At 64.9% G+C, this 12296-nt stretch carries 16 protein-coding genes; 12 read left to right on the top strand and 4 right to left on the bottom strand.

Going from position 1 to position 12296, the window contains the following annotated elements; genetic code table 11:
* The first annotated feature begins 14 nt into the window (after window positions 1-14).
* From EJ074_RS20220 to EJ074_RS20190, 7 genes are all read left to right on the top strand, one after another.
* Complete coding sequence (locus tag EJ074_RS20220) at window positions 15-680, top strand: amino acid ABC transporter permease (protein WP_095804639.1); 666 nt, start codon at window positions 15-17, stop codon at window positions 678-680.
* Window positions 680-1330, top strand: a complete 651-nt coding sequence (locus tag EJ074_RS20215) for an amino acid ABC transporter permease (RefSeq protein WP_095804640.1) — start codon at window positions 680-682, stop codon at window positions 1328-1330. The genes EJ074_RS20220 and EJ074_RS20215 overlap by 1 nt, the downstream gene beginning before the upstream one ends.
* 4 nt (window positions 1331-1334) lie before the next feature.
* Window positions 1335-2144: an amino acid ABC transporter ATP-binding protein gene (locus tag EJ074_RS20210; protein ID WP_095804641.1), complete on the top strand. Its 810-nt coding sequence runs from the start codon at window positions 1335-1337 to the stop codon at window positions 2142-2144.
* A gap of 67 nt (window positions 2145-2211) precedes the next feature.
* Entirely contained in the window at window positions 2212-2673 is a 462-nt protein-coding gene (locus EJ074_RS20205) for a RidA family protein (RefSeq protein WP_010911960.1), read from the top strand.
* A 17-nt stretch (window positions 2674-2690) separates the two neighbouring features.
* The gene (locus EJ074_RS20200) at window positions 2691-3896 is read left to right on the top strand and encodes an aminotransferase class V-fold PLP-dependent enzyme (protein WP_095804642.1); all 1206 of its coding nucleotides are present in this window, start codon (window positions 2691-2693) and stop codon (window positions 3894-3896) included.
* A gap of 89 nt (window positions 3897-3985) precedes the next feature.
* Window positions 3986-4483, top strand: coding sequence for a 5-(carboxyamino)imidazole ribonucleotide mutase (gene purE, locus EJ074_RS20195; RefSeq protein WP_095804643.1), 498 nt, complete (start codon window positions 3986-3988; stop codon window positions 4481-4483).
* Complete coding sequence (locus EJ074_RS20190; RefSeq protein ID WP_129553669.1) at window positions 4480-5556, top strand: 5-(carboxyamino)imidazole ribonucleotide synthase; 1077 nt, start codon at window positions 4480-4482, stop codon at window positions 5554-5556. Before purE ends, EJ074_RS20190 begins: the two co-directional genes overlap by 4 nt.
* 7 nt (window positions 5557-5563) lie before the next feature.
* Here EJ074_RS20190 and EJ074_RS20185 read toward each other — a convergent pair whose 3' ends face one another.
* A complete protein-coding gene (locus tag EJ074_RS20185) occupies window positions 5564-5986 on the bottom strand; it encodes a lysozyme inhibitor LprI family protein (protein ID WP_095804945.1) in 423 nt (140 codons plus the stop codon).
* 239 nt (window positions 5987-6225) lie between these two features.
* Between EJ074_RS20185 and ykgO the strand changes: the two genes are divergently transcribed.
* The 3 genes from ykgO (at window position 6226) to EJ074_RS20170 (ending at window position 8315) form a co-directional block, all read left to right on the top strand.
* The gene (gene ykgO / locus EJ074_RS20180) at window positions 6226-6351 is read left to right on the top strand and encodes a type B 50S ribosomal protein L36 (protein WP_040974291.1); all 126 of its coding nucleotides are present in this window, start codon (window positions 6226-6228) and stop codon (window positions 6349-6351) included.
* 155 nt (window positions 6352-6506) lie between these two features.
* On the top strand, window positions 6507-7127 hold the full coding sequence (locus EJ074_RS20175) for a hypothetical protein (RefSeq protein WP_095804645.1): 621 nt from the start codon (window positions 6507-6509) through the stop codon (window positions 7125-7127).
* Between the two features lie 126 nt (window positions 7128-7253).
* Window positions 7254-8315, top strand: coding sequence for an alpha/beta hydrolase (locus EJ074_RS20170; RefSeq protein ID WP_129553668.1), 1062 nt, complete (start codon window positions 7254-7256; stop codon window positions 8313-8315).
* Window positions 8316-8433: 118 nt separating this feature from the next.
* On the opposite strand, the gene pyk is transcribed toward EJ074_RS20170, so the two are convergent.
* Entirely contained in the window at window positions 8434-9861 is a 1428-nt protein-coding gene (gene pyk, locus EJ074_RS20165) for a pyruvate kinase (protein ID WP_095804647.1), read from the bottom strand.
* Window positions 9858-10346 (bottom strand): DUF1036 domain-containing protein, encoded by a 489-nt coding sequence (locus EJ074_RS20160; RefSeq protein WP_095804648.1) that lies wholly within the window; start codon window positions 10344-10346, stop codon window positions 9858-9860. The genes pyk and EJ074_RS20160 overlap by 4 nt, the downstream gene beginning before the upstream one ends.
* A gap of 351 nt (window positions 10347-10697) precedes the next feature.
* Between EJ074_RS20160 and EJ074_RS20155 the strand changes: the two genes are divergently transcribed.
* Window positions 10698-11495 (top strand): N-formylglutamate amidohydrolase, encoded by a 798-nt coding sequence (locus tag EJ074_RS20155; RefSeq protein WP_095804649.1) that lies wholly within the window; start codon window positions 10698-10700, stop codon window positions 11493-11495.
* Window positions 11496-11520: 25 nt separating this feature from the next.
* Window positions 11521-11829: a DUF1244 domain-containing protein gene (locus EJ074_RS20150; protein WP_095804650.1), complete on the top strand. Its 309-nt coding sequence runs from the start codon at window positions 11521-11523 to the stop codon at window positions 11827-11829.
* A gap of 134 nt (window positions 11830-11963) precedes the next feature.
* On the opposite strand, the gene EJ074_RS20145 is transcribed toward EJ074_RS20150, so the two are convergent.
* The gene (locus EJ074_RS20145; RefSeq protein ID WP_095804651.1) at window positions 11964-12122 is read right to left on the bottom strand and encodes a DUF3309 family protein; all 159 of its coding nucleotides are present in this window, start codon (window positions 12120-12122) and stop codon (window positions 11964-11966) included.
* Between the last annotated feature and the right edge of the window lie 174 nt (window positions 12123-12296).

Genomic DNA, 12296 nt, shown 5'->3' with positions numbered 1-12296 from the left:
ATTGAGACGGACGCATGGGCTACACGCTCAACTTCAACCTGATCTGGCGCCATTTCGACAAGCTGTGGGGCGGGCTGCTGCTCAGCCTCGAGCTTGCCGTGATCTCGATCGCCATCGGCATCGTCATCGGGCTGGTGCTGGCCGTCTGGTATGTCTCGGCCGGGCGCGTCGTGCGCGGCATCATCGCGGCCTATGTCGAATTCATCCGCAACGTGCCGCTGATCCTGCTTGTCTATCTCGTCTTCTACGGCCTGCCGACGGTGGTCGACCTCGCCTATAGCGCGCAGACCTCCTTCGTTGCGACGCTTGCGCTCTATAGCGGCGCCTATCTGGTCGAGGTGTTCCGCTCCGGCTTGGAGGCAGTGCCGCGCGGCCAGATCGATGCCGGCAAGGCGATTGGGCTGACACCCTGGCAGCGTCTGCTGCATGTGCGCCTTCCGACGATGATGCGCATCACGCTGCCGGCGCTCTCCAACACCTTCATCTCGCTGTTCAAGGACACCTCGGTCGCCTCTGTCATCTCCGTGCCCGAGCTGACCTACGGCGCGCAGTGGATCAACTTCAACACCTTCCGCATCGTCGAGGTCTATCTCGTGGTGACGGCGATGTATCTGGTAACGGGATACGCCCTGCTCTTCGCGCTCCGCCTGGTCGAGCGCTGGTACAGGACGGCACGCTGATGCTGAGCCAGATCGCCTACGCCCTGCCGTTCCTCGCCCAGGGCTTCGCTCTGACGCTCTGGGTATCCTTCCTGGTCGTGGTGCTGTCGCTGATTGCCGGCGTCGTCCTCGGCGTCGGCCTGGTCTACGGACCGGCGCCGTTGCGCTGGGCGGTGCGCATCTTCAGCGACACCATTCGCGGCATCCCGATCCTGGTGCTGATCTTCTTCGTCTATTACGGCCTGCCGGCGGTCGGCGTGCACCTGCAGTCCTTCTGGGCCGCTGTGCTGGCGCTGACCCTGTTCAAGACCGCGCAGGTGGTCGAATATCTGCGCGGTGCGGTCGCTTCGATCCCGAAGGGCCAGTCGGAAGCGGCGATGGCGATCGGCCTCACCTTCCGCCGGCGCCTTGCCTACGTCATCTTCCCGCAGGCCTTCCGTCGCTTCCTGCCGCCATGGATCAATGGCGTCACCGATGCGGTGAAGGGCAGCGCGCTCGTCTCGCTGCTCGGCATCACCGACCTGATGCAGGCCATCAACCAGGTCATCGGCCGCACCTATGAGGCGATGCCGCTCTATATCCTCGGTGCCCTGCTCTATTTCACCGTCAACTACGCGCTTTCATACGCCAGCCGCCGGCTGGAACAGCGCTTCGCCTTCATTCGGGAATAGGACGATGGCCGCCAATTCGAACGCAAGCCCCGCTCTTCTCGATATCGCCGAAGTGTCGAAATCCTTCGGCTCCGTCGCGGTTCTGCGCTCGGTCAGCCTGCAAGTGGCGAAGGGCGAGGTGGTCACCGTCATCGGACCTTCCGGCAGCGGCAAGACAACGCTGCTGCGCTGCGTCAACTTCCTCGAAAGCTACGACAGCGGCTCGATCCGCATCGACGGCAAGGAGGTCGGCTTTCGCCCCGGTCCTGCTCGCGACTCCGGCGCGCGCCAGCGGCGCAGCGAGCGCGACTTGGCAGCCATGCGCGCCGAGACCGGCATGGTCTTTCAGAGCTTCAACCTGTTCCCGCATCTGACCGCAGCCGGCAATATCATGCTCGGCCTCACCAAGGTGCGCGGCAAGAGCAATGCGGAAGCGCGTTCGATCGCTGAGCATTGGCTGGGCCGTGTCGGCCTCGCCCACAAGGCCGACAGCCTGCCGGCCGAACTTTCCGGCGGCCAGCAGCAGCGTGTCGGCATTGCCCGCGCGGTGGCCATGGAGCCGAAGATCCTGCTGCTCGACGAGATCACCTCGGCGCTCGATCCGGAACTCGTCGGCGAGGTGCTGGCCGTTGTGCGCAGCCTGGCCGAGGACGGCATGACCATGGTGATGGTGACGCATGAGATGGCCTTCGCCCGCGATGCCTCCAGCCGCATCGTCTTCATGGCCGATGGCGGGGTGAGCGCCGTCGGGCCGCCGAAGGAGGTGCTCGCCGCGGAGACCAGCAACGAGCGGCTGCGCACCTTCCTGGCGCGTTTCCGCGCCTCGCATTTTTGACATCGGGTGGCCGAAGCCATTCATTGTGGACATCGGATGGCTGAGACCATCCAAGGAGCCTTCTTCCATGACGCCTTACATCCGGCTCGCCGAACTCGGCCTGACGCTGCCCGAGCCGCCGACACCCATCGCCAACTTCGTCACCCATGCCGAGAGCGGCCGGCTGATCTTCCTCTCCGGCCAGGGACCGCTGCGCGCCGACGGCACGCTCTGCACCGGCAAGGTCGGCGAGGACGTCACCGTCGAGCAGGCCTATGAGCACGCCCGCCTCACCGGCCTCAATCTGCTGGCGGTCATGCATGCGGCTGCCGGCGATCTCGGCCGCATCGTGCGTGTCGTCAAGCTGCTCGGCTTCGTCAATGCGACGCCGACCTTCAGCGACCACCCCAAAGTGGTCAATGGCTGCTCCGATCTCTTCGCCGACGTCTTCGACAAGATCGGCGGCCATGCGCGTTCGGCGATCGGCGTCGGCTCGCTGCCTGGAAACATAACCGTTGAAATCGAAGCGGTGGTCGAGATCGCCGCCTGACATTAGGATCTGCTGCCATGAAGACCTATTCCGACACCGGCTCCAACACCACGATCCGCGAAAGGCTAGGCTTGAGGCCCATCATCAACGTCTCCGGCACGATGACGGCGCTTGGGGCCTCGATCATCGTTCCCGAAGCGATCAGCGCCATGGCCGAGATCGCCTCGCAATGGGTGGAAATGGACGATCTGCAGCGCGCCGCGAGCTCGGTCGTCGCGCGCCTCACCGGCGGCGAGGCGGGCTTCATCACCGCCTGCTGCGCCAGCGGCATCACCATGGCGATCGCAGGCGCCATGACCGGCACGAATCTTTTGGCGATCGAGCGGCTGCCGGACGACACCGAAGGGCTGAAGTCGGAGGTCGTCATCCAGCTCGGCCACATCGTCAATTACGGCGCGCCGATCGACCAGTCGATCCGCGTCGCCGGCGCCAAGGTGGTGCCGGCGGGCACCGTAAGCGTCACGCAGGATTATCACGTACGCGAAGCGATCAACGAGCGCACGGCCGCAGCGCTCTACGTGGTCGCTCACCACACGGTGCAATACGGCATGCTCTCGCTGGAGGAGTTCTGCGAGATCTGTCATGCCAAGGGCGTGCCGGTGATTGTCGACGCCGCTTCGGAATACGATCTGCGCGCCTTCCTCGCGCGCGGCGCCGACATCGTCGTCTACAGCGGCCACAAATTTCTCAGCGGCCCGACCAGCGGTATCGTTACCGGACGCAAGGATCTGGTGCGCGCCGCCTATTTGCAGAACCGCGGCGTCGCCCGCGCCATGAAGGTCGGCAAGGAAAGCATCGCCGGCACCATGGCGGCGCTCGAGGCCTGGGAGAAGCGCGATCACGCCGGCATCCGCCGGCGCGAGGAGGCGGCGCTCAAGCTGTGGAAGGATGCGCTCCAGGACATTCCGGGCATAGGCGCTCAGATCATCCCCGACCCGACCGCCAATCCACTCGACCGCCTGCAGGTGTTCGTGCGTCCGGAGAGCCGCTTCACCGCTGCCGGCCTCGCTTCGGCGCTTGCGGCCGGGTCGCCGCCCGTCATTGTGCGCAACCACGAGGTCGAACGCGGCCACTTCTTCCTCGACCCCTGCAATCTCCATCCCGGCGAGGCCGAGATCGTGGCCGAGTGCTTGCGCGCGGTACTGACTGCCAAGGACCGCCCGGCGGATGCGATGAAAGCGCCGCGCAAGAATTCGAGTGGGGCGCTGCGCTGGCCGGACTAAACTCTCCCCGGGGCGCCACAGCCGCGACAATCCTTGCGGCTGTCGGCGAATTCCGCTAAGGCGCGCCTTTGCCGCCGGGGAGCGATGCATTGACCGATCAGCATGCCGACGTCGCCATCATCATGGGCAGCCAGTCCGACTGGGCGACGATGCGCCAGGCGGCGGAAATCCTGGATGCGCTGGGCGTTCCGCACAAGAAGCTGATCGTCTCGGCGCATCGCACGCCGGACCGCCTTTATGAATTCGCCAAGGGTGCCAAGGCGGCCGGCTACAAGGTGATCATCGCCGGCGCCGGCGGTGCCGCGCACCTGCCCGGCATGACCGCGGCGATGACGCCGCTGCCCGTCTTCGGCGTGCCGGTGGAATCGAAGGCGCTCTCCGGTCAGGACTCGCTCCTCTCCATCGTGCAGATGCCGGCCGGCATTCCCGTTGGCACTTTAGCCATCGGCAAGGCGGGCGCCGCCAACGCCGCCCTTCTCGCCGCCGCGGTGCTTGCGCTCCACGATGACAAGCTCGCCGCCAGGCTCGACGCCTGGCGCGCCGCGCAGACCGCCAAGGTCGCCGCCGAGCCGGCGGATACGCCGTGAGCCTGGTCCCCGGATCGACCATCGGCATCATCGGCGGCGGCCAGCTCGGCCGCATGCTGGCGATGGCCGCCGCTCGTCTCGGCTATCGCACGATCGTGCTGGAACCGCAGGTCGACTGCCCTGCGGCGCAGGTCGCCAATCGCCAGATCGTCGCCGCCTATGACAACCCGGCAGCGCTTGCCGAACTGGCTGCGGCGAGCGCCGTCGTCACCTACGAATTCGAGAATGTCCCAGTTGCGGCGGCCGAGACGCTCGCCACCAAAGTCGCGGTCTACCCGCCGGCCCGCGCGCTCGAAGTCGCGCAGGATCGCGTGATCGAGAAGCATTTCTTGAACGGCATCGGCATCCCGACCGCTGAATTCTGTCCCATCGACAATGACGAGCAGCTGACGGCCGCGCTGAAGAAATTCAGCGGCAGCGGCGTCTTGAAGACGCGGCGCATGGGCTATGACGGCAAGGGCCAGCGCGTCTTCCGCAACATGGAGACGGGCGGCTTTGCCGGCACCTGCGAGGCGATGGGCAATGTGCCGCTGATCCTCGAATCGCTCGTCGCCTTCGAGCGCGAGATTTCGGTGATCGCCGCGCGTGGAATTGACGCAAGCATCGCCGCCTACGACCCGGCCGAGAACGTCCATCGCGAGGGCATCCTGCGCAGCTCGACCCTGCCGGCCGCCATCAGGCCGGATACGGCCGCGGCGGCGAAGAAAGCGGCGGCGAAAATCCTGTCGGCGCTCGACTATGTCGGCGTCGTCGGCGTCGAGTTCTTCGTCCTTGCCGATGGCTCGCTGCTCGCCAACGAGCTGGCGCCGCGCGTTCATAATTCCGGACACTGGACGGAGGCGGCCTGCCTCGTCTCGCAGTTCGAGCAGCACATCCGCGCCGTCGCCGGGCTGCCGCTGGGTGCGCCCAGCCGCCATTGCGACTGCGTGATGGAAAACCTGATCGGCGACGACATGCTGCAGGTCCCGGCGCTGCTCGCCGAGCCTGATCTGATGCTGCATCTCTACGGCAAGGCGGAATCACGCCCCGGCCGCAAGATGGGCCATTTCACCCGGATCAGCCGCCGGGCCTGACCTGGCGCTATTGCATGTCCTGATCTTCGTCCTCGTCCGGGCTGGCACAGCTTGGATCGCCTTCCTGGCAGTTGGGACCGGACGTCAGCTGCTTGGTGCGCTCGTTGGTCAGCTCCGTCAGGCACTGCGATACCTCCATCGGATGGATGGAGCCGCCCTCGCTGCCGGCGGTCGAATAGGCGCATTCGGCATCGCGGAAGGCGATCCAGGCGCGTTGCGCCGTTTGCAGCAGCTTGTTGGCTTTCTCGTCGTTGCGGCCGACCAGATCCTTGTAGGCGGCATTGAGCTTGGCGTCGGCGGTCTGAAAGTCGGCATTGGCGCAGATATTCATCATCGACTGGCTGTCGTCGCTGCGGTCGCACTCCTGCCCCCAGGCAACAGGCGCCGTTCCAAGGAGGATAAGGCAGGCGGAGAGAAAGAGAGGGCGCAAGGTGGACTCCGATCGCTTCACGCGGGCACTTTTCCAGCAGCTTTCGAGTCGCGCAATGCCGCGCGGTTGCGATGGCGAATATTTGATGAGCCCTGCCATTTGCGGCATAGGAGCCGGCCATGCGGTTGACATAGGCAAGGCTCCTCGTTTAAGAGCCACGCAAGTTCACAAGGCGCGCTTTTTCGGGCGCGCCTTTAAAATTCGGCCCGGGACCGGGCCCCGACCAAACAGGCAAGACCATGAAGATCAAGAATTCGCTCAAGGCGCTCAAGGCGCGTCACCGCGACAACCGGCTGGTTCGCCGCAAGGGACGCATCTACATCATCAACAAGACCGCTCCGCGCTACAAGGCGCGCCAGGGCTGAGGCTTGCGCGCGGCTTGATGCATGTCCCCCAAAAGTGGGAAAACGGCATGCGCAAAAAACAACGGGCCGCGTTTGCTGATGTTGACTGCCGGTTCGCCGGCGCTCTCACGCTAAAATCAGATTGACGATCCGCCGTCCGGGATTAGATTCCGGCGATGCGGACTCTTTTTGCTTCTCTCGCCGCCCTGCTCCTCGCCTGCCCTGCCTTGCCTGCTTCGGCGCAGGATCAGCCCACGCAGCCGTCCGTGGCCTCGCCGCCACCGGCCATCACACCGCCGCCGGTCCCCTCCACCAGGCAGGGCCGCCTCGACCAGCTGTTTGCCGACCTCAGGCGCGAGCGCAATGAAAAGGCCGCCGAGCGCATCGCCGGCCGCATCTGGAGCGAGTGGAACCAGTCCGGCAGCGCCTCGATCGACCTGATGATGCGGTGGGCGCAAAAGGCGGCGGAAGACCAGAAATTCGGCGTCGCGCTCGATTTTCTCGACCAGGTGGTGATCTTGCAGCCGGACTATGCCGAGGGCTGGAACCGGCGAGCCACCGTGCATTTCCTGATGAAGAACTACGGCAAGTCGATGTCCGACATCGATCACACGCTGCGGCTCGAGCCGCGCCATTTCGGCGCCCTCTCCGGGCTGGCCCAGATCATGACCGAGACCGGCCACAAGCAATCGGCGCTCGAAGCCTGGCAGAGAGTGCTGACCATCTATCCGATGATGCGCAGCGCCCAGGACCAGGTCTCCGCGCTTTCGGAAGAGCTGGCAGGCGAAGGCATTTGATTCTTTTAAGGGAGTAGGGGAATAGGGGAGTAAGGGAATAGCGTAGATTGGCTCGGAACACCTCCCCTGCTCCCCTACTCCCCTACTCCCCTAAAACTAATTCCTCCCATCTTCGTACTTCCTCGCATGAACCTCATCTTCGCCGCGCTTTTCTTCCTCATCGCGTCCGTCTTTGCCCTGGCCGGCGTTACCCGTGCCGGCCTCTGGGTGGTTGAGCGCCGCAATCCGCCAGTGGGTCAGTTCACCGAGATCAACGGCGCCCGGATCCACTACGTCCATATCCCGGCTCCCGCCGGCGGCGATCTGCCGCCGGTCGTTTTCATCCATGGCGCCAGCGCCAACCTCAACGACCAGATGCTGCCGCTCAGGCCGCTGCTCGAAGGCCGTGCCGAGATGCTGTTTTTCGACCGGCCGGGCTTCGGCTGGTCGGAACGCGGCAACAACGAAACGCTGGCGGCGCAGGGAGACACAATCGCCGCGCTGATGGATCGCCTCGGTCTCGCCAAGGCCATCATCGTCGGCCATTCCTTTGGCGGCGCGGTCACCACCGCCTTTGCGCGAAACCATCCGGAAAAGACGCTCGGCCTCGTCTTCCTGGCGCCCGTCAGCCATCCCTGGCCTGGCGGCGCGACCGCCTGGTATTACAAGCTGACGGCCACCCCCGCAGTCGGCCGGCTGTTTTCCGAGACGCTCGCCTATCCCGCCGGCATGCTGCAACTCGGCAATGCGACGGCCTGCGTCTTCTCGCCCAACAAGGTGCCGGAGGGCTATATCGCCAACGCCGCCATCCCGCTGGTGCTGCGGCCGTCCGCCTTCCGCGCCAATGCCATCGATGTGGCCCAGCTCTATGAATACACCCGGACGGCCTCGCCTCACTACCGCGAGATCAGCGCGCCGACGGTGGTTATCTCAGGCGATCGCGACAAGGTCGTGTACGCCACGATCCACTCGGTCGGCCTCGAGCGCGACATCCCTGGTGCTGAGCTCGTCTGGGTCCACAATCTCGGCCACAAACCCGACTGGATCGCGCCCGATCTGGTGGTCGGCGCGATCGAGAAAGCGGCCGGAGCGGCCATCGACCTTCTGGCGATGGCAAGGACGGTGGAAAGCCGCGTTGCCGGCGACACCCAAGGTGCCGGCAGATGCCCGGAACTCAAAGCGCCCGACGCGGAGCTCGCGCCGGGCTAAGCGGTTTTCACCACTGTCGCCAAACGCCATCGAAATGGCGCTGCATAGGCTCATGCGGCGGCAGCAATCGCTGGTGCTTCGCGGAAGCGATTGGCCAGTGATTGGCTACAGGCAGCGGCTAATGCGTGTCCGACCCCACATACGCAATCCGCAGCATGTTGGTCGAGCCCGGCGTCCTCAGCGGCACGCCGGCGGTGATGATGACGCGGTCGCCCGGCTTGCCGAAGCCTTCGTCGAGCGCGATGCGGCAGGCGCGGTTGACCATGTCGTCGAGATCGGTGGCATCCGGGGACACGACGCAGTGCGTGCCCCACAAAAGCGAAAGCCGCCGCGCCGTGTTGACGATCGGCGACAGCGCCACGATCGGCACCTGCGGCCGTTCGCGCGCGGCGCGCAGGCCCGTCGTGCCCGAGGCGGTATAGGTGATGATCGCCGACAGCTTCAGCGTCTCGGCGATCTCGCGCGCGGCGAGTGAAATCGCGTCGGCACCGGTTGCTTCCGGCTCCGAGCGCTGTGCGTTGATGATGCCGGCATAGGTCGGATCGGTTTCGACCTTGGTGGCGATGCGGTTCATCATGCCGACCGCCTCGACCGGGTAGGCGCCGGCCGCGGATTCGGCCGAAAGCATGATCGCGTCTGCGCCCTCGAACACCGCGGTCGACACGTCGGATACCTCGGCACGGGTCGGCACCGGCGCGGTGATCATCGATTCCAGCATCTGCGTTGCGATCACCACCGGCTTTCCGGCGCGGCGGGCGGCGCGCGTGATCTGCTTCTGGATGCCGGGCACCGCCTCCAGCGGCATCTCGACGCCGAGATCGCCGCGCGCGACCATCAGCGCGTCGGACAATTCGATGATCTCCGTCAGGCGGGCGACCGCCTGGGGCTTTTCGATCTTGGCCATGATCAGCGCCCGGCCGCGCGCGATCTTGCGCGCTTCGGCCAGATCCTCCGGCCGCTGCACGAAGGACAGCGCCACCCAATCGATGCTTTCCGCGAGCACCGCGTCGAGGTCCGCGCGGTCCTTCTCGGTGAGCGCGCCGACTGGCAGCACGGTGTCGGGAAGGCTGACGCCTTTCTTGTCCGAGATGGAGGTGCCGGCCACGACCGTGCAGGTGATCGACTTGCCGTCGCTCTTCACCGCCTTGAGCTCCAGCTTGCCGTCGTCGATCAAAAGCCGGTGACCGGCCTCGACCGAGCTCAGGATTTCCGGGTGCGGCAGATAGACCCTCTTCGACGTGCCGGGTTCGGGATTGTCGTCGAGCGTGAACGTCTGGCCGGCGGTCAGCGCCTCCTTGCCATTGGCAAACTTGCCGACCCTGAGCTTCGGACCCTGCAGGTCGGCCAGAATGCCGATCGGACGCCCGACATCCGCCTCGACGGCGCGGATGCGGCGGACGAGCGTGCGCATCAGTTCGTGGTCGGTGTGGCTCATATTGATGCGAAAGACATCGGCGCCCGCTTCGAAAAGCTTCTTCAGCATCTCGTCGGATGAAGAAGCCGGACCGATGGTGGCGAGGATCTTGACCTTGCGGCTACGTCTCATTGACTGTTTGTTCCCGGAGCGGGGGTCGCTGGCGCGCCTCCCGTTGCGGGCTCGTCGGTAAGCTGGACCATCCAGCTTGCCTGCTCGCCCGTGTCATATTCTTGAAATCCGGCGCGCTGGAAGCCCCGGGCGACGCAATCATTCACGCCGGCGATCTTGAACTCTTTTTCGGCCACGCACATGTTGATCGGGCCGTCCCACCGACCGCCGCGCTCGGCGTCTTCTGCATAGAGATAGTAAAACCTTGATGACAGCGGCCCTTCGATCAGCGTCTTGCAGGTCGATCCTTCGATGTGCCACCAGCCTTCGGTGATCCAGCCGGCCTTGGCGCGATAGCCGATGCCGACCCCGACAAGGTTCTGCGTCGCGTTGCAGACGCGGAAGTCGGCGCGCGCCGGCGAGGTCGCCGCGATCGCGCACAGGCCCGCGGCAAAGATCAGCAGCGGCACGGCCATGCGCTCGCGCAGCCTGCCGCTAAAACCCATCCCAAATCCCCTCACGAACCACATCTGCATCTCTCGACGCCCCTTTTCAGCAAACTCCGGGCCCATGTCAACGCGCCGTTTTGTTGAATTCCAATCGATTTAGAAAGGTCCGGCGCCTGACCTCGAAAAATCGGAATCGATTTTCGGAAAGGATCATGCGCCAAATCAAAGTGCTACAGCATCCTTTGCCCATCCAAGAGGACGCGCGGCGCTGTAGTTGCACGGTTTGTCGTCTCATCCGGGATTTTTTTGCAGAAACCGTGGCCAAACAACGGCATTGCACCGGCGTCCTCTTCGTGGAATGACGATACCACCCTGCCGGACACCAGCGACCAGCCCATTTCCTAGCCGATGACCCGATCCACAGTTTTCGCGCCATTCGATATCGTCGAGGGCGATCGCAAGAAGGGCATCGTGCTTCTCGCCGATCACGCCCGCCGCGACCTGCCCGAGGAATATGGCAGCCTCGGCCTGCCCGAGGCCGAGTTCGAGCGGCACATCGCCTACGACATCGGCGTCGAGACGGTGACGCGCGAACTGGCGGCGGCGCTCGATGCGCCGGCCGTGCTCGCCGGCTTTTCGCGGCTTTTGATCGACCCGAACCGGGGCGAAGACGATCCGACGCTGATCCGCCAGCTCTATGACGGCACCATCGTGCCGCGAAACTACCCCATGGCCGCCGACGAGCGCGAGCGGCGCCTCGACCGCTTCTACCGGCCCTACCATGACGCCGTCGGCGCGATGATTTCCTCCGTGGCGCACGCCTCCGGCAAAGCGCCCTTCATCTTCTCGGTGCATTCCTTCACGCCCCGCATGCAGGGCTTCGTCCGGCCGTGGCATGTCGGCATCCTGTGGGACCTCGACGATCGCGTGGCGCGGCCGCTGATCGACATGCTGGCCGAAGACAAGACGCTCGTCGTCGGCGACAACGAGCCCTATGACGGCGCGCTGCGCGGCGACACGATGTTCCGACACGCGATCGTCAACGGCTATGCCCATGCTCTGCTCGAGATCCGCCAGGACCTGATCGCCGACCGCGCCGGCGCGCTGGCATGGGCCGAGCGGCTGGCGCCGATCGTTGACGCCATCGACTGTCGTGCCGATATACATCAGGTGAAGAGGTTCGGCTCCCGCACCGGCCCGGTGTGACAGAGGCGGCAAGGAGGTCCCGGCGATGATCGATCTCAGCGACGAGCAGAAACGCGATTTCGAGGCCGCCGCCTTCCGCCGGCTGGTCGGGCATCTGCGCGAACGCGGCGATGTCCAGAACATCGACCTGATGAACCTCGCCGGCTTCTGCCGCAACTGCCTGTCGAACTGGTATCGCGAGGCTGCCGCGGCCGATGGCGTGGCGCTGTCGAAGGACGAATCCCGTGAGATCATCTACGGCATGCCCTATGCCGAATGGCAGGCGCTCAACCAGACGGATGCGTCCGAAGCCAAGAAGGCGGAATTTGAGGCAAAGCGGCCGAAGGATCACTAAACGATCGCCTGCGGCCTCGTCGTTCTAGGGCGAAGCGCTTCTCAAAACCTACGGGAGGATCAATCGTCGCCAAGCCGCCTGGCGGTGGCGGGAGAACGGCCGAGCTTTGAAGAGCCCGGCCGCAAGTGCTTGCGTCAGATCCTGCCCATCAAGAGGAGGATCAGCAGCACCACCAAAATGACGCCGACAATCCCCGAGGGGCCATAGCCCCAGGAACGCGAATGCGGCCACGCCGGTATCGCGCCGATCAGGATCAGGATCAGGATGATTACGAGAATTGTGCCGAGCGTCATGGAATCCTCGCCGTGTGGTTGAATCGAGGAGACAATGCAAAAGGCCGCCCGATAGTTCCCGGGCGGCTCAGAGCATTCTGCAGCCGGCGCAGCCGCCTGGCGTCGCTGGAATGCGTTAACAAATAGCCTGAGCAGGATGCCGGATGTATCCTGCCCCAAGCGGCTATCCAGAGG

Origin of the sequence: Mesorhizobium sp. M3A.F.Ca.ET.080.04.2.1, assembly GCF_003952525.1 — a bacterium.
Taxonomy (GTDB): domain Bacteria; phylum Pseudomonadota; class Alphaproteobacteria; order Rhizobiales; family Rhizobiaceae; genus Mesorhizobium.
This window is presented reverse-complemented; position numbering and strand designations above follow the sequence as displayed.